16 protein-coding genes are annotated in these 22,974 nt (G+C 38.5%); 12 read left to right on the forward strand and 4 right to left on the reverse strand.

All coding sequences use genetic code 11. The annotated features are described in order from the left end of the window. The first annotated feature begins 268 nt into the window (after nt 1-268). The 9 genes from Q4534_RS15740 (at nt 269) to Q4534_RS15780 (ending at nt 10,886) form a co-directional block, all read left to right on the forward strand. Nucleotides 269-1,831: a gliding motility-associated C-terminal domain-containing protein gene (locus Q4534_RS15740; protein WP_303614102.1), complete on the forward strand. Its 1,563-nt coding sequence runs from the start codon at nt 269-271 to the stop codon at nt 1,829-1,831. Between the two features lie 37 nt (nt 1,832-1,868). Continuing rightward, nucleotides 1,869-2,234 carry a glyoxalase gene (locus tag Q4534_RS15745; protein ID WP_303614103.1) on the forward strand — a complete coding sequence of 122 codons (366 nt, stop codon included), beginning with the start codon at nt 1,869-1,871 and terminating at the stop codon, nt 2,232-2,234. A gap of 182 nt (nt 2,235-2,416) precedes the next feature. Beyond that, nucleotides 2,417-5,569, forward strand: coding sequence for a DEAD/DEAH box helicase (locus tag Q4534_RS15750; RefSeq protein ID WP_303614104.1), 3,153 nt, complete (start codon nt 2,417-2,419; stop codon nt 5,567-5,569). Between the two features lie 119 nt (nt 5,570-5,688). Next, nucleotides 5,689-6,366: a response regulator transcription factor gene (locus tag Q4534_RS15755; protein ID WP_149393687.1), complete on the forward strand. Its 678-nt coding sequence runs from the start codon at nt 5,689-5,691 to the stop codon at nt 6,364-6,366. Further along, nucleotides 6,363-7,649, forward strand: a complete 1,287-nt coding sequence (locus tag Q4534_RS15760) for a HAMP domain-containing sensor histidine kinase (RefSeq protein ID WP_303614105.1) — start codon at nt 6,363-6,365, stop codon at nt 7,647-7,649. The genes Q4534_RS15755 and Q4534_RS15760 overlap by 4 nt, the downstream gene beginning before the upstream one ends. Before the next feature lie 75 nt (nt 7,650-7,724). Continuing rightward, complete coding sequence (locus Q4534_RS15765; protein WP_303614106.1) at nt 7,725-8,168, forward strand: PepSY-like domain-containing protein; 444 nt, start codon at nt 7,725-7,727, stop codon at nt 8,166-8,168. Next, a complete protein-coding gene (locus Q4534_RS15770) occupies nt 8,168-9,343 on the forward strand; it encodes a porin (RefSeq protein ID WP_303614107.1) in 1,176 nt (391 codons plus the stop codon). The genes Q4534_RS15765 and Q4534_RS15770 overlap by 1 nt, the downstream gene beginning before the upstream one ends. A gap of 78 nt (nt 9,344-9,421) precedes the next feature. Beyond that, nucleotides 9,422-9,904 (forward strand): DUF7000 family protein, encoded by a 483-nt coding sequence (locus Q4534_RS15775; protein ID WP_303614108.1) that lies wholly within the window; start codon nt 9,422-9,424, stop codon nt 9,902-9,904. A gap of 349 nt (nt 9,905-10,253) precedes the next feature. Next, nucleotides 10,254-10,886 carry a hypothetical protein gene (locus Q4534_RS15780; protein WP_303614109.1) on the forward strand — a complete coding sequence of 211 codons (633 nt, stop codon included), beginning with the start codon at nt 10,254-10,256 and terminating at the stop codon, nt 10,884-10,886. 818 nt (nt 10,887-11,704) lie between these two features. Here the strand turns inward: Q4534_RS15780 and Q4534_RS15785 are convergent. Continuing rightward, on the reverse strand, nt 11,705-12,949 hold the full coding sequence (locus Q4534_RS15785) for a PQQ-binding-like beta-propeller repeat protein (protein WP_303614110.1): 1,245 nt from the start codon (nt 12,947-12,949) through the stop codon (nt 11,705-11,707). A 98-nt stretch (nt 12,950-13,047) separates the two neighbouring features. Continuing rightward, the gene (locus Q4534_RS15790) at nt 13,048-15,036 is read right to left on the reverse strand and encodes a beta-galactosidase (protein WP_303614111.1); all 1,989 of its coding nucleotides are present in this window, start codon (nt 15,034-15,036) and stop codon (nt 13,048-13,050) included. A gap of 269 nt (nt 15,037-15,305) precedes the next feature. Here Q4534_RS15790 and Q4534_RS15795 point away from each other — a divergent pair, with 269 nt between their 5' ends. The 3 genes from Q4534_RS15795 (at nt 15,306) to Q4534_RS15805 (ending at nt 19,029) form a co-directional block, all read left to right on the forward strand. Beyond that, entirely contained in the window at nt 15,306-15,644 is a 339-nt protein-coding gene (locus Q4534_RS15795; RefSeq protein WP_303614112.1) for a TfoX/Sxy family protein, read from the forward strand. 250 nt (nt 15,645-15,894) lie between these two features. After that, nucleotides 15,895-17,022: a DUF922 domain-containing protein gene (locus Q4534_RS15800; protein ID WP_303614113.1), complete on the forward strand. Its 1,128-nt coding sequence runs from the start codon at nt 15,895-15,897 to the stop codon at nt 17,020-17,022. A 234-nt stretch (nt 17,023-17,256) separates the two neighbouring features. After that, on the forward strand, nt 17,257-19,029 hold the full coding sequence (locus Q4534_RS15805; RefSeq protein WP_303614114.1) for an alpha-L-rhamnosidase C-terminal domain-containing protein: 1,773 nt from the start codon (nt 17,257-17,259) through the stop codon (nt 19,027-19,029). Nucleotides 19,030-19,229: 200 nt separating this feature from the next. Here the strand turns inward: Q4534_RS15805 and Q4534_RS15810 are convergent, their stop codons facing one another. After that, complete coding sequence (locus tag Q4534_RS15810) at nt 19,230-21,626, reverse strand: ribonucleoside-diphosphate reductase subunit alpha (RefSeq protein WP_303614115.1); 2,397 nt, start codon at nt 21,624-21,626, stop codon at nt 19,230-19,232. 29 nt (nt 21,627-21,655) lie between these two features. Then, complete coding sequence (locus Q4534_RS15815) at nt 21,656-22,636, reverse strand: ribonucleotide-diphosphate reductase subunit beta (protein ID WP_303614116.1); 981 nt, start codon at nt 22,634-22,636, stop codon at nt 21,656-21,658. Nucleotides 22,637-22,974: the final 338 nt, after the last annotated feature.

A 22,974-nucleotide genomic window follows, 5' to 3' on the forward strand; every position in this document is an offset into this window, starting at 1 on the left:
GGTGATGTGATTTCAAATTAGACTTTGCCAAGGGGGAAAAGTTTAATCAGGAGGATTCTTCGAACAAATTTCGCTATTATACCCAATCAAAATTAAGATTGCCATTGCTTGTAAGGAAATGGATTGGTGGATTAGCTGTTAATGGATAAAAAGAAGAGCATTTACAGGTTTTGAATCGTTTTTTCAGTTAAATTTATTATCTCTCAAAATAAAGTTTTAGGTTTATCAAATTATTAAGGTTTTGAGGGTGAGTAAAATACCATATTTCATGCAATGTTTAAAACAAAATTGGCTCAGGAGGCTAATATTTCTGATACTATTGTCTCCTATGGTGACTAATGTTTTTGGACAATGTAATCAAAATTACGATTGGGCAGTTTGGAGTAGTTTTACCGGCCAAAGTGCTACAGGGATCATTAAACATGGGAATAAGGATATTACCATGGAGATGAGCGCCAATTATGATTTCAGCTATACTAATGTTCTTTTTAACTATACCATTTTCCAGAATTTCAAAAGCCCTATTCCCAACCAAACTGTACCTCGGACCACATGGACCGCAGGAGAAGGAGGAGAAACGACCATGTGTTTTTCTGAGGTGGTAAGCAATCCCGTATTGCTATTGTCTTCTATCGGTAGACCAGATTTACCCGTGACACTGGAGTTGTCCATACCATTTGTCCCCCTTTTTGACGGTGGAGGGATGACTTTTGTGGATGAAAAAACGATTATTGGAAACGAAGGCTATACTATTTTACTTTTCCCCGGAGAATTTGAATGCATTACTATTTTCTCTTCAACACCCGAATATTACACCAATATAACTTGGGGATTAAATCCCCCATTGTTTCCGGTTACCCTAAGCGGAGATACGAAGGCTTGTGATGAAACGACCATTACTGCTTCAGGAGGAGATCATTATGAATGGAGTGGGGGAGAAACCCCTAATTCAGCAAGCAATACTTTCACAGCCTCGGGCACTTATTTTTTAATAGTCAAAGATAACAATGATTGTGAAGTCACTACCTCAGTTGAAATTGAAATTACCAAGGAACATTGTCCAGACTGCGCAGGGACAATAAATGGCACAGCAGTATTAGACGATTGTGGTATTTGCTTAGAACCTTCAAATCCATCCTTCAACCAATCTTGTATCGATTGTTCGGGAACTGTAAATGGGGCGGCAGTAATAGACGATTGTGGAGAATGTTTGGTTCCGTCAGATCCTGCCTATAATCAAACCTGTGTAGATTGTGCCGGTACAATCAATGGCACTGCGGTTGTCGATGATTGTAATGTTTGTCTGGAACCCACAGATCCATCTTTCAACCAATCTTGTATCGATTGCGCAGGTACAGTAAATGGCACAGCAGTAATAGATGATTGTGGAATTTGCTTAGAACCTTCAAATCTATCCTTCAATCAATCTTGTGTCGATTGTGCGGGAACAGTAAATGGGGCGGCAGTAATAGATGATTGTGGGGAATGTTTTGAGCCCACAGATCCACTGTTCAATAACTCTTGTAAGGATACGGCTGTCATTCGCATACCCGATGCCTTTTCGCCAAATGGGGATGGTATAAATGACACATTCGAAATAATAAAAAGTACCTATACAAATGCTAAAGTCGTAAGTTATTCTATTTTTAGTAGATGGGGAGAACTGGTATACCATACAGACAATTTCGATTTCGATTCAACGACTTTGTGGTGGGATGGCAAGGTTCAAGGAAAAAAGGCCTCTTCCGGTAGTTTCGCTTATTTTATCGAAGTAGAATTTCAAACTGGGGAGATCAAAAGATACAAAGGTATTGTTAAACTCATCCTTTGAGGGGTTGTTGTAAATTACCGGAAAGGAGTTAAAATATATGGAACATACAATCAAGTCAATTCGGCCATTTATTGGGGCTAAGGATTATACCATTTCCCGGCAATTTTATCAGGACTTTGGCTTTGAGGAGCTGGTGCTTTCCGAGAAGATGTCTTATTTCAAGTCCGGTACTTTTGGCTTCTACCTGCAGGATGCCTATGTCCAAGACTGGGTAGACAATACCATGGTCTTTATGGAAGTGGAGGGGTTGGCCAAGCATCTGAAAAAAACAAAAGCCCTCAACCTCCCTCAAAAATACAGCGGCGTCCGCCTATCCGAAATCGTCACCAACGACTGGGGCAGCGAATATTTCCTACACGACCCTACTGGGATTTTATGGCATATTGGGGAGTTTTTGGGGTAGGGGGTAATGAAATGACTGAATGACAAAAGAGTTTGGTGTAGTTATTTTCATTGGTTATAATGCTTACAAATGAATTTTTTTAATTCAAATTTACTTTACTCTCTCCCCTTTGGGGATGTGAAAAAGTAGTTGTTTTTATTTTAAATCCTTATTAATTGTTTTATGAAAAAGTATAAGGTATTATGAATCAAGGAATTTATGAAGAGTTGGTTACCCAGTTAGTTACTCAGAAAATAAATGAGTTAGATAAGGGTGATTTTTATATTAATAAAACCAATATTGATAAAATAGAAGCTTCAAGTTTACTGGCACAACATATTTCTCGGACAATTAAAAATGCACTTGAATTTGTGAAAGGTGATAAAGGGGGCGAAAGTAAGCTGGAAATTCAGATAAAGATAGCTAATAAAATTATTCTTCTTTTGAAAGAAGAGCTAAATAATGAGGATTTTGTCAAGGATTTAATCGAAGTAGAAGGCAAAATTTTAAAAGCTGTATTTTCTAGAGTAGACTCCCACTTTTCTGATCTGGATTTACGATTAAAAGAAATCACTCCCTATACTCGATTAATTCATAGCGAACTTTTTACAGGAGGGAATACTGGGTTGTCACTAGAAAGTGAATTGAAAAAAGAAATCTTATCATCTGATAGAATTGATCTATTGGTTTCCTTCATAAAATTTAAAGGGATAATAATTCTTGAAAAAGAATTAAAAGAATTTACCCAAAGAGGAGGTCAATTGAGAGTGATTACAACGACATATATGGGTGCCTCAGATTATAAGGCAATTCAATTATTGTCAAAATTAGAAAATACCCAAGTAAAAATTTCCTATAATACTGGAAATGAAAGGTTACATCCCAAAGCCTACTTGTTTTACAGAAATACGGGCTTTCATACTGGATACATCGGATCTTCTAATTTTTCACGATCGGCTCTTACTGATGGTTTAGAGTGGAATATTAAAGTCACAACAAAGGAGGTTAGTCATATAATTGATAAGTTTCAAAAGACATTTGATTCTTATTGGCAAAGTGAAGATTTTGAATTGTTTGATGATGAGTCAGGGAAGGAAAAACTTATATTAAATTTAACCCAGGGTAAAAATTCTCAAAATACCAACATCAATATTTCGTTTTTTGATGTTAAACCTTATCCTTTTCAGTCTGAGATATTAGAAAAACTGGAAGTTGAGAGGGCAGTTCATGGCCGTTATAGAAATTTAGTAGTTGCAGCTACCGGAACAGGAAAAACGGTGGTTTCAGCATTTGATTATGGAAAATTTAAAACAGAAAATAAGTCAAGTAAACTTTTATTTTTAGCCCATAGAGTTGAGATATTAACTCAATCACTTTCAACCTATAGAGGGATAGTTAGGGATAATAATTTTGGCGAGTTATGGGTTGGTGGTCAGGTTCCTAATAGTTTTGAACACGTTTTTGCATCAGTTCAAACTATCAATAATAGCTTAGATTCGATTAATTTATCTCCTGACTTTTATGACTATATTGTAATAGACGAATGTCATCACCTCACAGCAAAAACCTATAGAGGGATAATCAATTATTTTAAACCCAAAGTACTTTTAGGTTTAACGGCCACTCCTGAACGTATGGATGGTGGGGATATTCAAGAAGATTTTCATAACCGAATAGCCGCTGAAATAAGACTCCCTGCGGCATTAAATAGAAAATTATTGTGTCCATTCCAATATTTTGGAATCACAGATAATATTGATTTATCGAATGTTGCATGGGAAAAAGGGAAATATAGAGTAAGTGAGTTGACTAATATTTATACTTCCTCCGATAGAAGAGTTAAGGATATAATTAATTCATTGGAACATTATACAAAAGATTTAAACAACGTTAGAGCCATTGGATTTTGTGTGTCTATAGAACATGCGGAGTTTATGGCTCAAAAATTTTCATTAGCAGGGTTAAAAGCGGATTTCCTTACAAGCAGAAATAACCAGAATCGAGATGTTCTAAGACACCAACTTTTGAACAAAGAAATTAACTACTTGTTTGTGGTTGATATATTTAATGAAGGGGTGGATATTCCTGAAATTGATACAGTATTGTTTTTGAGACCTACTGAAAGTTTGACGCTATTTCTTCAACAATTAGGTAGAGGCTTACGCCTATCAAATGATAAGGAATGTTTAACGGTTTTAGATTTTGTTGGAAATTCCAGGCCAGAATACAATTTTGAGAATAAGTTTCGAGCATTAATTGGTAAAACTTCGACATCAGTTATCAAAGAAATTGAAGAAAATTTTCCGCATTTGCCCTTAGGGTGTTCAGTCAATTTAGAAAGGAAAGCTAAAGAAATAATTTTAAAGAACATATCTGCCGCAACTTCTTTGAACAGGTTACAACTAATACTAAAAATCCAAAATTTCAGGCATCAAACTTCACTTCCATTAAACCTTAAAAACTTTTTAGAATTTTATAATATCCCTCTCCAATCTATATATAAGCGAGGTGGTTGGAATCGGCTTTGCCAAATAGCAGGTGTGGTAGAAGAATTTGATGATTTAAATGAAAAGCAGATAGTCAGTGCTATTTGGAATAAATGGTTATCCACAAAATCCACGAGCTATTTTAAATTTATTCTCGATTTAGCGACAAATAATTTTCAGGTAAATCCTGAAGAAATGACAAAAGAAAAGCATCTCATGTTATTGATGTTGCACTATGATATTTGGCAAAAAGAAGGTGGTTTTAATTCTCTTCGAGATAGCATTAGTGAAATTGGGAAAAACAAAGTACTATTGGGTGAAATCATTGAAGTACTCGAATTCTTAATTGACCAAATAGATTTTAAGGAGTTAAATATTAACTTACCTTATAAACAGCCTCTTAAAGTTCATTCAAGGTATACTAGAGACCAAATTTTAGCAGGGTTTGGATTAAGTACTTTTGATAAAAAGTCTTCAAGCAGAGAAGGTGTGGCTCTAAACCCAAAACTTAATACCGAATTACTTTTTATAAATCTGATTAAATCAGATGAAAACTTCTCATCAACCACAATGTACGATGATTACGCAATTAATGAATTATTATTCCACTGGCAATCCCAAAATTCAGCAGGACCTGAGACTACTAAAGGTTTGTCCTACATTAAACACCGTGAAAATAACAGGCGAATCCTTTTATTCGTACGAGAAAAAGTAAAAGATGAATATGGAAATACCATGGGATACGTTTTTGTAGGGGAAGGTAATTTAATGGATCATTATGGGTCAAAACCAATGAATGTGAAGTGGGAATTGAGCGAACCCTTGCCACATTATTTATGGAAAGACGCTGCTAAGCTACGGGTTGGGTGAAAGGTTTTTATTTTAACTAGGTTACTCTTCGGAAATAGTTTTTCAAAAAGCCCTACATTTAACAGGCTTATAAAAAATAATTCCCATTTCTTTCCCAATTCTCAAAGCACCTTTAGGCCGTGAAAATTTTAGTTATTGAAGACGAAATAGACTTACAACAGAGTATAAAGGAATCTTTAGTAAAAGAAGATTACCTCGTGGAAACGGCCTCTGACTATCATTCGGCCATTGAGAAAGTATTTGTCTACCAATACGACTGTATTCTATTGGACATTATGCTGCCCCATGGGAGTGGTTTGGATATTCTGGACGAACTGAAGCAGGCGGGGAAAACGGAAAATATCATCATTATTTCAGCCAGAAATTCTCTGGATGACAAGCTTAAAGGTCTGGAGCTTGGGGCAGACGATTACCTGACCAAACCTTTTCACTTGGCTGAACTTAATGCAAGAGTAAAGGCAGTGCTAAGAAGGAAAAACCTAGCGGGTGAAAATGGCATTGCTTTTAAAAACACCCGGCTGGATATCAGCGAACGATTGTTTTTTGTAAATGGCCAGAATATTTCTCTCAACCGAAAAGAATTTGATATCCTCTATTATTTTTTACTCAATAAAAAGCGATTGGTGACCAAAACCGGATTGGCCGAACATGTCTGGGGTGACAATTCAGACCAAGCCGATAACCTGGACTTTGTGTATTACCAAATCAAAAACCTTCGCAAAAAATTGCAGGACGCTCAGGCTGAAATAGAAATAGAATCCGTTTACGGGATAGGCTATAAACTTATGGAAAAATGAAGCTCCTCAACCAGTCTCTGAAATACCTGTCTATTTCCATCTTGGGAATTGTTACTGTTTGGTCAGTGGTATTTTATATGAATATGCTTAATGAAATCAAAAGCAGTATTGACGAAGGACTGGAAAACTACAAGCGCTTAATTATACAGAATGCTCAGGTGGATGCTACCATATTGACCAAAACCTATTTCGACGAAAGTTTCTTTACCCTCCGCAAAATAGCTGCTGAAGAAGCCCTCAACATGAGGGATAGCTATATTGACACGGAAATCTACATGCAGGATGCAGATGACCAGGCTCCCGAGCCTGAACCGGTAAGGATGTTGACGACGGCCTTTGAATACAATGGGCAATACTACGAGCTCAAAGTGGCCAATTCAATGGTGGAGGAAGACGATCTAATAAACGAGCTCTTTTGGGATGTAGTTTGGCTTTACATACTCCTTATTGCAGGCATAATGGTAGTCAATAATATTGTACTGAAAAAGTTGTGGAAGCCTTTTTATGATTTCCTAAAGGAACTGAAAAATTACCGCCTTGGAAGTACGCAGAAGCTTCCTGAAACAAATACCCAAACTAGAGAATTTTTGGATTTACAGCAGGCTGTCAATACCCTCTTGCAGCACAGCTTGGCCGCATTTGAACAACAAAAGGAGTTTATAGGCAATGCCTCCCATGAGTTACAAACCCCACTGGCCATGGTGACAAATAAACTTGAACTGCTTCTGGAAAGCAGTGATTTAAAACAGGCTGAAGCTGAAAAGATTGCCGCGATTTTTCAGATCATTGAAAGACTTGTTCTCCTAAATCAATCCTTGCTCCTGCTTTCCAAGATTGACAACAAACAGTTTTTTGACAACCAGCAGGTATCTATAAATGAAGTTGTGCAGCAAAATCGGTTAGAGCTGGAAGAGCTGGCAACATTCAAAGCCTTAAATATTACTGTCACTGAGTCAGAAGTATTAAAGGTAACTATCGACCCCACCCTGGCCGACATCCTTGTGGCCAACCTGCTTAAGAATGCCCTTTTCCACAATATTAAAAATGGAAGGGTGAACATAAGCTTGTCAAAAGATAGTCTCCGCTTATGTAATACGGGCGTTTCCCAGCCTTTGGAAAGCGAAAAACTATTCAGCCGTTTTCACAAAACAGACTCTCGATCTAGCGGTACAGGCTTAGGTCTTTCTATTGTTAAAGCCATTGCTGACTTGTACGGTTTTACCATAGCTTACCATTTTGAAAAGGGGGAGCATGTCTTTGAAGTTAAATTTTCTTCTCTCTAATTTCTCTTGTCTTAGGATTCCCAAATCTTTCCAAATTTGTCTTTTTTCTTTGTCGTAAATCAAAATTAAGACAACATGAAAAAGCAACTATTAATAATCGGCGCATTTAGCTTATTTGGGTTTACCCAAGCTCAGGACATCTCTCAAGACCAGGTTCCCTCCATAATATTGAATCAATTCAAGGCTGATTATGCAAAAGCATCAGACATAGAATGGGAAAAGGAGGGAGAATTTTATAGTGTGGAATTTGAAACCGGTTGGAATGTGGACCATGAAATCTGGTACAATGCCGGCGGAGATTTGGTAAAACACAAAGAGGATATTTCTACCAAGGAATTACCACTACGGGTAAAAGAGAAGATAAAAGAAGAGTTTAGCAATTACAGCATTGATGATTTGGAGCGCATTTTTGAAGAGGGAAAGGTGGTTTATAAAATGGAACTTAATTCCATATGGAAGCAAGATTGGGAGGTAGTAATAGATGCTGAAGGAAGTATACTTAATAAAGTGGCGGACTAATGCTAAAAAAAATGATTGTATTGGTGTTGTTATTGACAGGCACCAAAGCTTTTGCTCAGGAAGAAAACAATGGTGGCGATAGGTGGTATGATAAAATCCATTTTGGAGGATACATGCAGGTGCGATACAATAAATTGCTGGAAACCAATCCTAATCTTGGTTGTGAACAATGCGATGAATATTGGGGTGGAGCGGGTGGTGGTCTTTCTTTGCGAAGGGTTAGATTTAAGTTTTATGGCCAAATTAGCCCGAGGGTTTTCATGTACATCCAACCGGATCTTTCCAAATCGGTAGGTGAATCCATCCATGTGGCCCGAATCAAAGATGCATATTTGGACGTAGGGCTAGATGCTGACAATGAATTTAGGGTTAGAATAGGTCAAAGTAAGGTGCCATTTGGCTTTGAAAACATGCAGTCCAGTAGTACTCGCCTGCCTTTGGATAGAAATGATGCCATCAACAGTGGGGTAAAGGATGAACGGGATGTGGGTGTGTTTTTGTATTGGGCGAGTAAAGAAAAGCGTACACTGATGAAGGAGCTCAAATCCTACAAGCATTCAGGAGATTTCGGTGTTTTTGCCTTGGGGTTTTACAATGGGCAAACTGCTAATCATCCGGATCTAAACAATGAATTTCACCTGGTCTCCAGATTTTCCTATCCTATTGAGATAGGCAATCAAGTTGTAGAGCCTGGAATTCAGGCTTATTCCGGAAAGTATGTGATTACTGAGCATAGTCCTGAAATTGAAGTCAATACAGACGGGTATTTGGACCAAAGGGCAGCACTATCCTTCCTGCTTTACCCCAAGCCATTTGGTATTCAGGCCGAGTACAATTTAGGGAGAGGTCCGGAGTATGATCATGCCAGCAATTCAATAAAAGTGAAGCACTTGGAGGGGGGATATGCTACCCTTTCTTACATGGTAAATAGAGGAGAAACCTTGTTTACCCCATTTGTTCGTTTTCAGTATTATGATGGAGGAAAAAAACATGAGTTGGATGCACGAAGTTATACCGTAAAGGACACAGAAATTGGCATAGAATGGAGTCCTTTTGACCATTTTGAGTTGGTAGCTGAATATGCTATTTCTGATCGAAGGTATGAAGATTATGAGTTACAGGACAACCATCAAACCGGAAGCCTGATGCGCTTTCAGGCACAGTTGAAGTTTTGAATTGGAAAAATACTGCTTCTATTTTTGATTTAAGGTTTTACCCACTAAATTAAATTCATCAACACCTTAAACACAACGATGGAATCGATGGATGGAAGTTTTTCTTATTACCAAAAGCTAATTCAAGCGGGAGATATTGCGAGAGTTTACAAGAGCTTAATTGCGTATATGCTTTCCCTTAGGACTTATTTCAAAATTAACCACCAAGAATTCATTGTGGGTAGTTTTTATCAAGGAGCAATGGACTTCACCTATTTTTCGCTGAGTACAAAGGAGTTAAAAGCAAAGAAATTAAAGCTGGTCATTATTTTTAATCATCAAAAGGCAAGTTTTGAAATTTGGCTGGCAGGACAAAACAAGCAGGTACAAAAGCAATATTTAGCCTTAATGGATGAAAAAGAACTGGGGGCTCATTACAGGGCTTCTACCCATCCCCATTCCATTTTGGAGTGGGAGGTTTTGAAAAATCCGAATTTTAATGACCTGGACACAGTTACCACTAAAATGGAACAAAGTGTAAAAGTATTTTTGCAGGACTTGAGCAAAAATGGCAACCAATAAAAAGAAAGGGCGGTGTAAAATTTGGGATGGGTAGTAGCTCATTCAATATTCGGCAAAACTCAACCGCCTAAGGTCTGAATGGCTGTGGTAAATTTTTATGCCATTGTTTTTGGAAGAGGGTTGAGCAAATAAATCCTAGTACCCAAGAATGTAATATTCCCTATTACCCACCTGAAACAGGTCCCATAATAGGATATCCTTTTGTTTACTAAGGGATTGTTCAGATAAGGCCTTCCTTTAAGGAATCAAAATAAATCAAGCTTAAAGTATATTAAAAATGATTTGCCATTAGTTTTAATTGCCCCTATAATATGTTTAAATTTGGTAAGATTTTTAAAATAAAAAAACCATGAAAAACTTAAAACTAATTGCCTTAAGCCTTTTATTGCTTGCTAATTTTAGTTGTAACAATGCCAATAAAAGCACTGAAACTGAAACAGAGGTTGTAGCTGAAAGCAACTTCTCTTTGGTGGAAGACTCTACCAAGGTAAGCTTTGTGGCTTATAAAACCACAGAGAAGGTGCCCGTGGGTGGTCAATTCACCAAAATTAATGTTAGCAATTTTGGCCAGGGAGCTACCGCCTTGGAAGCCATGAATGGTACGGAGTTTAGTATTCCTGTAAGCAGCTTGTTTACCAATGATGCCACCGGAACAAGAGATCCTAAAATCTTAGAATTCTTTTTTGGTGTAATGGAAAATACAGAATTGATCTCAGGCGTGTTTAAAGTAGAAGGTGGTAACAAATGTTCTATTGACGTAACCTTAAACGGATCCACTCAAAATATACCTTTGGAGTATTCTACAGTGAATGATACCCAATTCATTTTTGATGGTGTAATGGACTTGGAGAACTGGGATGCGCTTGATGCCGTGGCTTCTATCAATAAGGCTTGTGAAGCTTTACATACCGGTAAAGATGGTGTAAGCAAAACATGGAGTGAAGTAGCTGTTCATGCAGAAGTGCTTTTGGAGAAAAAATAAATTTCTACTCTTTTATAGTACAAGCCCCCTAGCAAGCGTTGATTTGTTAGGGGTTTTTTGTTTAGTTCGGATTTGTAAATAGGGTTAAAGGACGATGAGATTTTGTCAGCATTGTTGCAGAAAAAAAGCAACAATACCGCCAAAATCAATTGATGTTCAAACGTTTTTACACGGGTTTTCACCCGTTTCTACAAAAGTTTCACCCCTGCCGGGGTTGCGTTTAATTTTAGGATGTAATACTTTTCAGCGATAGCCATTAAAAACTAGTAAGCGTTAGTTTGAATTGTAAGGTCTTAGAGGAAATACCGTAGACAAGCGAACTAACAGAGATTTTGTCAGCATTGTTGCAGAAAAAAAGCAACAATACCGCCAAAATCAATTGATGTTCAAACATTTTTACACGGGTTTTCACCCGTTTCTACAAAAGTTTCACCCCTGTCGGGGTTGCGTTTAATTTTAAGATGTAAAACTTTTCAGCGATAGCCATCAAAAACTAGTAAGCGTTAGTTTGAATTGTAAGGGGTCGGAGGAAATAACGTAGACAAGAAACTTAGCAGAGATTTTGTCAGCATTGTTGCAGAAAAAAAGCAACAATACCGCCAAAATCGCCCTGCGTTTTTAACATTTCCAATGGCGAAAGCTCTGGTTACTGGAGTTCTTCAGACTTATTTATTTACCCTACAATCAATCAGGTCAAGGCTTACCTGAAATCTATGAGATTTTATATAAAAAATTCCTAGTAGACGTAGAGAAATTTATTGTCCGGTACATTATGATGCCTCCCCTTAGCTTGTCGCAGGGAACGCATCAAGTAAATATTAATTCAACTTGGCAGAAACCAAAAGGCTTTGTTCGGTGGTGTAATAAATTTCATCCCCATAAACTTTGAAATACTTTTCACCAAAATAATCTTCCAGACGATTGATGGCAAAGGAAATGCTGGCGGTTTCAAATGGGTAGAGTTCCTTTATTTCACGTTCCGAGATGGTCTGACCATTGTCTACATCGATCTCGTATAGAAAATTATTCTTCGTATAAAGAAAGAGCCTTTCCTTGACCAGAAATAACTGCCCAATATCCCTATTTTGAATTTGAGATTCCCATGTTTTGGATTGGGAAGACCAGTTGATGGCCACTACTTTTCCGGATTCATTGTCGTGGTAGATCAAGGACTTCTTGCTCTCTAGGTGAAGCATTTGCGTCAGGTCGAGGGTATTATTATTGAAACCTTCCGGGTATTTCCATTCTGCTGCTCCTGTAGTAGGAGAACGCAAGATGAAATTATCACGGCTGACACTTAGAATAGTGCTTCCAAGATCCACGGCAAATGAATAATAGTTGAGGTGACCATAGTTGGGTTCGTCATAATTGAAAACTTCCCAGTATTCATTACAGGTATTGGGATCTATGGAAAGTAAATTCCTGCCTCCACGGATCACCATCAGTACCAGCTTCTCATCTTTAAAAAGGAAATTTCTAATATTGTCTACTGTCAGCTCCTCACAGGCCACCTCGTCATTCCCTGTTTCCAGGCTTACCTGATATAGGGAGGTTTCCCTTTTTCTTAAGCCAAACCAGTTTCCATTTACCTGACCGGAAGGAAATGTTCCGGAAGGCTTTTCAAATAGTACATTGCCATCTGATGGATTTACTTTGATCACAGTTGGATTATTAATGTCGGCCGTCATGGCCCAAAGGTGATCTCCAATTGTTTTCATGACATAGGGTACGCCTATACTGGCTTTGTTAATGGTCCAATTGGTCTCCTGGCTGTTTTTGTTCATGGATACTATGCCCTTGCCACTGTAGGGGCTGTATAGGTAGAGGTCGGTTTCTCCCACATGTAAAAAAGGGGAAAAGGAGCCACCAATTTCATCACCTTCTTTATTGATAGACCAGTTGACTGTAAAAGGCAAATCAGTGGGGTCTTCCAGTACTACCTCTTCTTCCTCCTCTTCTTCCTCTTCGTCATCAATCGTTTTATTGACATCATCCGGGGAGATGCAAAATTGAAACAGTAGCAATAACAATAGGGGAAAATAAGTTCGTAATAAAAGTTTCATGTTGGTTAAAATGTATGGTTGTATGCGTCTAATTTCTGCAAATTATAAAAAAACTCCATAAGGTTCAGATAAACAGTGTTTTAAATTTAAAAGGTGATTTATAAAGGGTGGACTCGATAAAGGACGGTGGACATGACATCCATCTTTATAGTGATTTGGTTGGTGGAATCTGCCATCACTTTATTAGTAAAAGGGTCAATAACCCGGGCAAAATAGGGGAGCTGAATAATTTTTTCACCACCATCTATAGAGTGCAAGCTCAGCCAATTTCTACCAACATAAATGATGTCTTCCGAAGTTATGTATTGATGAACACCGGCTTCTGCCCAGATTTTCTTTAGTTCAGAAGGCTTCCATTGTAACTTTTCCGGAAGAAAGTTGTCGGTTTTTCCTGGGAGGTTAAGCGTTGTTCCTTTATCGTTGGTCCACAATACGGTTTTTCCCAGCTTCTGTAACTTTTTGATTAGTGCAGTTTCTTTATCTGTTAATTGAAGCAAGCCCATTAGCCATATTACTTGGTATTGACTGTAGGCAATCTCCTGAATGTCTGTCCTTAAATAAAGGTCATAGGAACTACCTGTTTTGGCTATTGGATACCGGTTAGACAATATTTTTTCAGTAAGCCTACCATAACTTTTGTCCCAAAATGATAGTTCTTCATCTACAATTACCAATACACCAGGCTTCATCTTTTCCGGGTTTTTGGATGGGAAATCTTGGTGAAATTGCTGGGTTTTTTCCAAGACTTGAAGCATTTCCGGATCGCTGAACCAGCCTCCCCACATATCAAACCACCAGCCTCCATAGCCATAGGCCAACATTCGAGCTGCATTTTTCCATAATAAAGCCACTGAAGTTTTGAGGCTTTTGGGGCCAAGCCAAACGCCCCCTTCATATTGTCCCGGAGGAGCAATTCCCCGGGATTGGTCTTTTAGCAAAGTAGTTTTTGAAGTCCGGGTATCATTCTCTGCCAACCAAAGTTTGCCATGTTTGTGAACGGAATTAATGGCGGCCATTGCCGGCCAATCTTCACCTACCACCCTGTTATAAACATTTGGACTGGACAGGTAATCCAAGTATGGGCTTTTTAATAATTTTGACAAGGCTCCATGTCCTCGCCTTGGATCAGTGACAAAGTAATGGTAGCCATAAAATGCCCCTGTTAATAAATATCCATCGCTTTTCTCTTTGACAACCTTACAGAAATAGGCAATATTATCCGCCATTACCTCTGTATGAAATCGATAGGTATCAATATAATTGGTGTCATTGTCAGGGTCTCTCCATGAGACTTCGTCGACTGCTTCATCAATATTGGTCAATTGGGCATTGGCAAAAGTAACATTAGGATTATTCCAAGCAGCTCTTAGGGAATTGACCGAAGTATACTTTTCCTTTAGCCAGTCTCGGAATGCTTGCAACCTGACCGGATTTTGGTCTTGGTATTGCTTGGGATGATAGAACCATTCTTCTGTAAACCCGCTGGCCACGTGTATACCCGCCAAGTGGTTACGGTATTTGGACTTCAGCAACCAATCCAAACAATCCTCCAAGGCTACCTTAGTATGCTCCCTCCATTCTTGGGAGGCAAAGCTCTGGCGAAACAAGCTACCATCCGGTAGCTGTGCCGCAGCTGAGGGATTGGCTAAAGTCCACCAGCGGGGAGGGTCCAAATATAGTCGAATGACAACCTTGGCTTTGGGATCAGCACTAAGTATTTTTTCAAAATCTGTCTCAATGCTTGAAAAATCATAATGACTTTCACCTTTCCAGATAGCATTTCTAAAAGCACCTATGCCTGAGGAGGTGTTGATGCCTCCTTCTCCCAAATAAGCAGGAAAATTGTACAGGTGGATCCCTGTGGCCGCTATTTCCTTGTAGTATTTCTCTTCCCCTAGGTAAGACATATAAGCAAATGGCGGGTGATTTTGTCCATCAATAAGTAGGGATGGATTTCCATTATTCCATTCAATTTCCGTTTTTATTTGTGCAGTGATGGGATGCATTATTGTAAGAAGAAAAATAAAGAAAACAAGAATCTTGAGCTTCTTCAGGTTTTGGATTAATTCAGGTTGATTGTTTGTCATATAGATAGAAATCGGAAACCGAACAATTTGAGTAATAGTCAAAGCTTCATTTGAATGGGGGAGGCTTTGGTTATAGGGATTGATTGGATAAAATTAACTTGAAAAGAATTGTAATTCTATAGATTGTCTTTAAAATATTAGGTTTATAGCGTTGCTGAAAAATTTTGTAAGGAATTATTGTCCTGAAATATTCACTGAAAAGCTTGGGAAATAGTAGTGCTTTTGATCCTATTTTGGTAATTTGAGGAATACATAATTATTAGGAAGCCATGGCATATGATGAAAAACTTGCCGATAGGGTAAGAGAATACCTTTATGAAGTCGGTCAAACGAAAGTAGAAGAAAAAAGAATGTTTGGAGGGCTTGCCTTTTTGATCAATGAAAAGATGTGTGTAAATGTAAGCGGCTCAAGGCTTATGTGTAGATTTGACCCTGAAAAACTTGAAGAAGTGGCTGAGATAAACGGGTTTCAATCCATGGTTATGAAAGGGAGGGTGTACAAGGGGTATTGTTATGTAGGTGCCGAAGCCATTCAAACCAGAAGAGACTTGGCCTACTGGATTGACCTCTGCCTGGACTTCAATGATAAAGCCAAATCATCAAAATAAAATCTCCTAAAAAACAGTTAATTAAATCCGAAATATGCAATTTATTACGTGCTGAAATCGCTTTAAAATCAACGACTTCGTTGTCTTTTAGAGATTTACTTGCGATTGCAACACTCACCACAGATCCTATTACATATTCTTGGTAAATGATATAACAGAAGCCGCAATAATAATTGTTATAGTTTAGACAACATTAAACTTGCAATCTATGAAACCTGTAAATGAGCTAATGGGTTAAAGGTTTAAAGGTATGAAGCTAAAAAGACCCTATATAAGAATTGTATTTTGCCGACTTAAATTGGCTATCCTATTATTGGTCATGCTGTTATTCATTAAGGAGGGATACGCGCAAAAAGTAAATCTTGAACCCATACCTCTGCGGGTGGCTTCTCAGGTTTTTAGTCCGGAGGAATATTATATTGCTCGGGTCATTGATGAAAGAAAAGACCTTAATCCTACAGCTTTTGTGGTTGTTGATCTGATGCGAGGAAATAACTTGGAAACCGTAAACTTAAAAGGGGGGACCATAGCTGCATTAGAAGGGTATATTTTGGAAGCTTATCCGGCAGATAAAAATTTACGACCGGTAGTGATTAGGGTAAAAGACTGTAAAATTATAGAAAATCTCAAAAACCCTAAAACAGGGGCTGTAGAAGGAGACATTCACTTGGATTTTACCTTTGCCATGGAGAAAGGGGATGAACTTGTAGATTTGTTGGATTTTCAAGGGGGGATAAGTTACCAAAGAGGGATTAGACAAGTTAATTTATTGGAAGCCTTTCTAAGACGTTCTGTGAATTTGTCCATCAAGTATTTTGACGATTGGATAAAAAAGGACGCAGGAAATAATCAAAAACTGGCGAAGTCTGTTCGGTTAGAAATTAGTGATTACCAGAGGACGAATGATAAGGATACTGTTTTCTACTCCACTGATAGGGCACTTTCCTGGGAGGATTTTAAAGGAAGACCAAGCTTTAACAATTATGCAGCTTCCATATTTGCAAGTATTGGTTACGAGTCCAATAGCAAGGTAGAAAATGGGGAGATTGTGGTCGATTTGGTTTTTAAAACATATATGTTAAAAAGTTCCTCATGGGTGAGGAGTGGAAACAACAGCTACGGCTTGAATCACGAGCAAAGGCATTTTGACATTGCCAAGATTGTCACAGAGCGACTTAAAAACACACTTGAGGCATTGCAATTAGAACCCCATAATTATGAAAGAAAAGTATCCTTTCACTATTTGGAAGCCTTTAGAGAGATGAACCAAATGCAGGAAGAATATGACCGGGAAACTTCAAATGGAACCAATGGTTCCGCCCAACAAAGGTGGAATGAAAAGATTGATTCAACATTGCGTCAATTGGGAGTAGATTGATATTGCGTAACATCTTTTTCCTAATATAGCTAAGGGTCTATCGTCAAACGCTTTCAGAGTGGTAGATTATCCGGGAGCTTCTGAATGGCTTGAATTTTTTAGCTGCACCAATCCTATTCCATATTTTGGGTTGAAGCGATAATTTTTCCCTAGGCAGGTAGCTACAGGACAGGACTATGGACAATTCATTTTATCTTGCCTTTTTAACCAAAATGACAAGATCTAATGAATGTAATGCAAAGACCCCTAAAGCTTGTTTTTTCCTTGACCCTGTTAATGGCAATTGGTTTCGATGCTTTTGGCCAGCTTCCTCCTGCGTTTAATAATGGCAAGGATTATAAAATTGCAGATGATTCCAGAACCAGGAAATACATCGCCCCGGTTAAAATATTTTGGAAATCTACCGAGGATAAGGGACTGATCAAGAATGAAACCCATCTGTTGGGACAACCGATCGGGCAGGCCATTCTTACTTCCAACCAAGACTTTTTGGTCATGAAGAGTACAGCAACAGAAAAGCCGGGTATCTTGTTGGATTTTGGTGTGAATTTACACGGAGGCATTCAATTGGTTACAGGTATGATTGGATCAAAAGATCCGGTAAGGGTTCGCATTAGATTGGGAGAGTCTGTGACTGAGGCCATGTCAGCCATTGACACCCTTCAAGGAGCCACAAATGACCATGCAATGAGAGACTTTATTGTTGCTTTACCTTGGCTTGGGAAATTAGAAATTGGCAATTCGGGTTTTAGGTATGCCCGTATAGACCTGGTGGATCCGAACAAAGAGTTGTTGCTGAAAGAGGCCAATGCCATATTGACCTATCGGGACATCCCTTATTTGGGAAGTTTTAAAAGCAATGATGAGCGACTAAATAGAATTTGGGATATGGGTGCTTATACCGTCCATATGAACATGCAAGAGTACCTTTGGGATGGCATCAAAAGAGATCGTTTGGTATGGGTTGGCGATTTACATCCGGAAGTGTCTACCATCAATGCCGTATTTGGTTATAATGAAGTAGTGCCTAAAAGCCTTGACTTGATTCGTGACATTACTCCCATGCCGGAGTGGATGAATGGGATCAGCACTTATTCCATGTGGTGGATCATTATTCACCGAGACTGGTATTTGCATCATGGTGACAAGACTTATTTGAAGGCACAAGAAGAATATTTAACAAAACTCTTGCGCCATATGGCGAGCAGGGTTGAAGGCAATAAGGAGAAATTGGATGGAACCCGTTTTTTGGATTGGCCTTCAAGTGAAAATCCTGCAGCCATACATGCCGGTTTACAATCCATGCTGATATGGGCTTTTGATGCTTCTGCAGCTATTTTTACTGTTTTGGAAAATACAGAAATGGCTAAAGAGGCAACAGACATGTCTGCTAAATTAAGGACTTATCGTCCGAAACACGCAGGATCGAAACAAGCGGCTTCCCTTATGTCATTGACAGGAATAATGGATCCTGTTAAAGCCAACCGAGAGGTCTCCAAAAATGGAGTTGCTGATTTTTCTACTTTTTATGGATATTATATGCTGGAAGCCAAGGCAAAGGCCGGGGATTACCAAGGAGCAATTGAAAATATTCGCGAATATTGGGGGGCCATGATTGATTTGGGAGCAACTACTTTTTGGGAGGATTTTAATATTGAGTGGTTGGAGAATGCGGCCAGAATTGATGATTTTGTACCTGCAGATAAAGTAGATGTTCATGCCTCTTATGGAGGGTATAGCTATGATAAGCTCCGACATAATCTAAGTCATGGTTGGGCTTCAGGGCCCACAGCTTGGTTGAGCAAGCATGTGCTTGGAGTGGAGGTTTTGGAGTCGGGCTCTAGGACATTGTTAATTGATCCACACTTAGGGGATTTGGAATGGGTAGAAGGAACTTTCCCTACACCTTATGGCTTGGTTTATGTCAAGCATGAAAAGCAGGGGAATGGAACGGTTAAGACAGAAGTTTCTGGCCCAGAGAATGTCAATATTGTATATTCTAAATGAGGTTTGTCCTTACCTTCGGATAAACCCAAAATATACCATTTATTACCGGGTGAAATATCCAAAAAGCCTGATTTTCTTTCGATTAAATCCTTTCCCGTAAACATGGGAGATCCTATTTATAATTCTGGATAGACTATTAAAACAAAAAAGCAACTGCCTTATGGACAGTTGCTTTTTTTATGCAATTTTATAATGGTGGATCAACTACCACAAGCTTCACACTCATCCGGGTTGTCCAGTGAGCAAACAATAGCATCCTGTTGTTGTTTCTTGGTTTCCGCATCATCAATTGCAGCTGGTTTATCACCGTTCAATTGTGATTTGTCAACAGTAAATTGGATGGCGCTACTTGCTGCTTTAGATCGTAGGTAATAGATCCCGGTTTTTAAACCTTTTTTCCAGGCATAGAAATGCATAGAGGTTAATTTTCCGAAATTTGGCTCTTGCAAAAACAAGTTCATGCTTTGAGACTGACATACATAGGCACCTCTGTCGGCGGCCATGTCAATGATAACCTTTTGAGAAATTTCCCATACCGTTTTGTAAAGGTCTTTGAGGTTTTGAGGAATATCAGGCATGTTTTGAACGGAGCCATTGGCAGCGATCAGTCTGTTTTTCATTCCATCGGTCCAAAGTCCTAACCTGATCAAATCTCTCATCAAGTGTTTGTTGACGACAACAAATTCTCCGGACAAGGTTCTTCTAGTATATATATTGGTAGTATATGGTTCAAAACACTCATTGTTACCCAATATTTGAGAAGTAGAAGCTGTAGGCATAGGAGCCACTAAAAGTGAATTCCTTACCCCATACTTGTTTACCTTTTCTTTAAGCCCTGCCCAGTTCCATCGACCTGATTTAGGTGTTACCCCCCACATGTCAAATTGGAATAGTCCTTTAGATACCGGTGAGCCTTCATAAGTCTCATAGGTGCCGTTTATTTTTGCCAGTTCCATGGAGGTTTCCATAGAGGCAAAATAGATGGTTTCAAAGATGTCTTCATTGAGGCCTTTGGCTTCTTCGGAATCGAAAGGCATTCTCAGTAGAATAAAGGTGTCTGCCAATCCTTGAATTCCTAAACCAACTGGTCTGTGTCTGAAGTTTGATTTACGCGCTTCAGGTACAGGGTAATAATTTACATCGATTACCTTATTAAGGTTTTTGGTAACTACCTTGGTGACTTCATATAGTTTTTGGTGGTCAAAATGTTTTTTGCCATCTTTTCCTGTAGTAACAAATTTAGGAAGAGCCAAAGAAGCCAAGTTACAAACCGCTACCTCATCCGGAGAAGTGTACTCCATGATCTCCGTACATAAGTTGGATGATTTGATGGTTCCCAAATTTTTCTGGTTGGATTTGCCATTGGCTGCATCCTTGTACAAGATATAAGGGGTACCTGTTTCAATTTGAGATTCTAAGATCTCAAACCACAGTTCTTGCGCTTTAATTGTTTCACGCGCTCTACCTTCTTTTTCGTATTTTTCATAAAGTCTTTCGAACTCTTCACCATGGCAATCAGCCAAGCCGGGGGCTTCATGTGGACAGAATAAAGACCATTCTTCATTGGCTTCCACCCTTTTCATAAAGAGATCGGATACCCATACAGCATAGAATAAATCTCTAGCACGTAGTTCATCCTTTCCATGGTTCTTTTTCAAGTCAAGGAAGTCTTTGATATCTGCATGCCAAGGCTCAAGATAAATGGCGAAGCTTCCTTTTCTTTTTCCACCACCCTGATCAACATATCGGGCAGTCATGTCAAAGTTTCTCAACATGGGTACAATTCCATTGGAAACACCATTGGTGCCTCTGATATAGGAGCCTTTGGCCCTTACATTATGGATAGAAAGACCTATACCTCCTGCAGATTGTGAAATTTTAGCACATTGTTTCAAAGTGTCATAAATCCCATCAATACTGTCGTCCTTCATCGTTAGCAAGAAGCAAGAAGACAGTTGAGGTTTTGGTGTACCGGCATTGAAAAGGGTAGGGGTGGCATGTGTAAACCATTTTTGAGACAATAGGTGGTAAGTTTCTATGGCCGCTTCTATGTCTTCTTTATGTATTCCTATAGACACACGCATAAGCATGTGTTGAGGTCTTTCCACTACTTTACCATCAAGTTTGATAAGGTAACTTCTTTCTAGTGTTTTGAAACCAAAAAAATCATAATCAAAGTCTCTGGTATAATCGATGACCTGATCTAGTTTGGCAGCATGTTTTTTTACAATCCCATAAACATCAGGAGCAATCAAAGCTGCGTTCTCATCTGTTTTTGGATTGATATAAGTATAAAGTCGTTTCATGGTGTTCGAAAACGACTGACTGGTAGTTTTGTGCAGGTTTGATATGGAAATCCTAGCAGCAAGTATTGCGTATTCCGGATGCTTAACGGTGAGGGAAGCACAAACCTCAGCGGCAAGATTGTCAAGTTCTGAAGTAGTGACACCATCATAAAGGCCATCAATTACTTTTTTTGCAACCTCAATGGGATGGATGTAGCGAGCATCCAAACCATAACATAGGTTCTCTATTCTAGTTGTGATTTTATCAAATCTGACGGACTCTCTTCTACCGTCTCTTTTTATTACTAACATACTTACTGATTATAATGGTTAAAAAATAATTAAAAGTCTTCTTCAACAGAGAATTTTCCTGAAGAAGTGTCGTCTTTGCCTTTCATTACCCCGGCTTTTTGATAGTCACCAACACGTTTTTCGAAGAAATTGGTTTTTCCTTCTAAGGAAATCATGTCCATGAAATCAAACGGGTTTTTACTGTTCCACACTTTAGAACATCCCAACTCAAGTAGCAACCTGTCTGCTACAAATTCAATGTATTGGCACATCAATTCAGAATTCATGCCAATAAGTCTTACAGGCAATGCGTCTGTAACAAATTCTTTTTCAATTTCCACAGCATCTTTGATGATCTGTGTAACTTGTTCTTGAGGTAACTTGTTGACCAAATGTTTGGTATAAAGGTGACAAGCAAAATCACAATGTAAACCTTCATCCCTAGAGATTAATTCATTGGAAAAAGTCAAGCCCGGCATTAACCCCCTTTTTTTCAACCAGAAAATAGAACAAAAAGAACCGGAGAAGAATATTCCTTCAACAGCTGCAAAAGCCACCAATCTTTCCATGAAATTGCCTTGGTCAATCCAACGCAAAGCCCATTCTGCTTTTTTCTTTACGCAGTCTAGATGTTCGATGGCATTGAACAAGTGATCTCTTTCTTCAGGATTCTTTATATAGGTATCAATTAATAAGCTATAAGTCTCACTATGGATGTTCTCCATGGCAATCTGAAAACCATAGAAAAACTTGGCTTCTGTATATTGTACTTCCGCTACAAAATGTTCGGCGAGGTTTTCATTTACAATTCCGTCGCTTGCTGCAAAGAATGCAAGTACATGCGATATAAAATGACGTTCTCCATCACTTAAGTTTTTCCAATCATTTAGGTCTTGGCCCAAGTCTATCTCTTCAGCAGTCCAAAAACTTGCTTCTGCCATCTTATAATACTCCCAAATGTCATCGTGTTGGATAGGAAATAAAACAAAACGACTGTTATCTCCTTGTTCTAATATTGGCTCGGACTTCATTAGTAGAATTGGTTTAATCTGAATTAAAATTAAATTTAGGCAAGTTCACTATTTCTTCTTACCGTCTAAATCAAAGCGTTTTAGAGTGAATTGTTAATATTGCCTTAACAAAGATGGGCAAGAAAAATGAAAAAGTAAAGCCCAATAATCCTAAAAAGCCTAAAAAACTGACCGGCGGTCAATAGGTTATAAATAGGTAATAAACAGATGTATAATATAATTGAACGAAAGTAAAGGTTTAATCCAAACAGTCCAAATATGCAAGGTCAACTTTTTCGAAATATTTTTGAAATAATTAAAAATAACAAAAAAAGGCCATTTTTTTGACTAACGGTCAA

Origin of the sequence: Cyclobacterium sp. 1_MG-2023 (assembly GCF_030546805.1) — a bacterium.
Lineage (GTDB): Bacteria > Bacteroidota > Bacteroidia > Cytophagales > Cyclobacteriaceae > Cyclobacterium.

What these genes read in the sequence shown, in the direction of transcription:
- Q4534_RS15785 (WP_303614110.1), bottom strand. Translation starts at nt 12,949, where the DNA reads ATGAAACTTTTATTACGAACTTATTTTCCCCTATTGTTATTGCTACTG.
- Q4534_RS15790 (WP_303614111.1), bottom strand. Translation starts at nt 15,036, where the DNA reads ATGACAAACAATCAACCTGAATTAATCCAAAACCTGAAGAAGCTCAAG.
- Q4534_RS15760 (WP_303614105.1), top strand. Translation starts at nt 6,363, where the DNA reads ATGAAGCTCCTCAACCAGTCTCTGAAATACCTGTCTATTTCCATCTTG.
- Q4534_RS15750 (WP_303614104.1), top strand. Translation starts at nt 2,417, where the DNA reads ATGAATCAAGGAATTTATGAAGAGTTGGTTACCCAGTTAGTTACTCAG.
- Q4534_RS15765 (WP_303614106.1), top strand. Translation starts at nt 7,725, where the DNA reads ATGAAAAAGCAACTATTAATAATCGGCGCATTTAGCTTATTTGGGTTT.
- Q4534_RS15815 (WP_303614116.1), bottom strand. Translation starts at nt 22,636, where the DNA reads ATGAAGTCCGAGCCAATATTAGAACAAGGAGATAACAGTCGTTTTGTT.
- Q4534_RS15775 (WP_303614108.1), top strand. Translation starts at nt 9,422, where the DNA reads ATGGAATCGATGGATGGAAGTTTTTCTTATTACCAAAAGCTAATTCAA.
- Q4534_RS15740 (WP_303614102.1), top strand. Translation starts at nt 269, where the DNA reads ATGCAATGTTTAAAACAAAATTGGCTCAGGAGGCTAATATTTCTGATA.
- Q4534_RS15800 (WP_303614113.1), top strand. Translation starts at nt 15,895, where the DNA reads ATGAAGCTAAAAAGACCCTATATAAGAATTGTATTTTGCCGACTTAAA.
- Q4534_RS15810 (WP_303614115.1), bottom strand. Translation starts at nt 21,626, where the DNA reads ATGTTAGTAATAAAAAGAGACGGTAGAAGAGAGTCCGTCAGATTTGAT.
- Q4534_RS15795 (WP_303614112.1), top strand. Translation starts at nt 15,306, where the DNA reads ATGGCATATGATGAAAAACTTGCCGATAGGGTAAGAGAATACCTTTAT.
- Q4534_RS15770 (WP_303614107.1), top strand. Translation starts at nt 8,168, where the DNA reads ATGCTAAAAAAAATGATTGTATTGGTGTTGTTATTGACAGGCACCAAA.
- Q4534_RS15745 (WP_303614103.1), top strand. Translation starts at nt 1,869, where the DNA reads ATGGAACATACAATCAAGTCAATTCGGCCATTTATTGGGGCTAAGGAT.
- Q4534_RS15805 (WP_303614114.1), top strand. Translation starts at nt 17,257, where the DNA reads ATGCAAAGACCCCTAAAGCTTGTTTTTTCCTTGACCCTGTTAATGGCA.
- Q4534_RS15780 (WP_303614109.1), top strand. Translation starts at nt 10,254, where the DNA reads ATGAAAAACTTAAAACTAATTGCCTTAAGCCTTTTATTGCTTGCTAAT.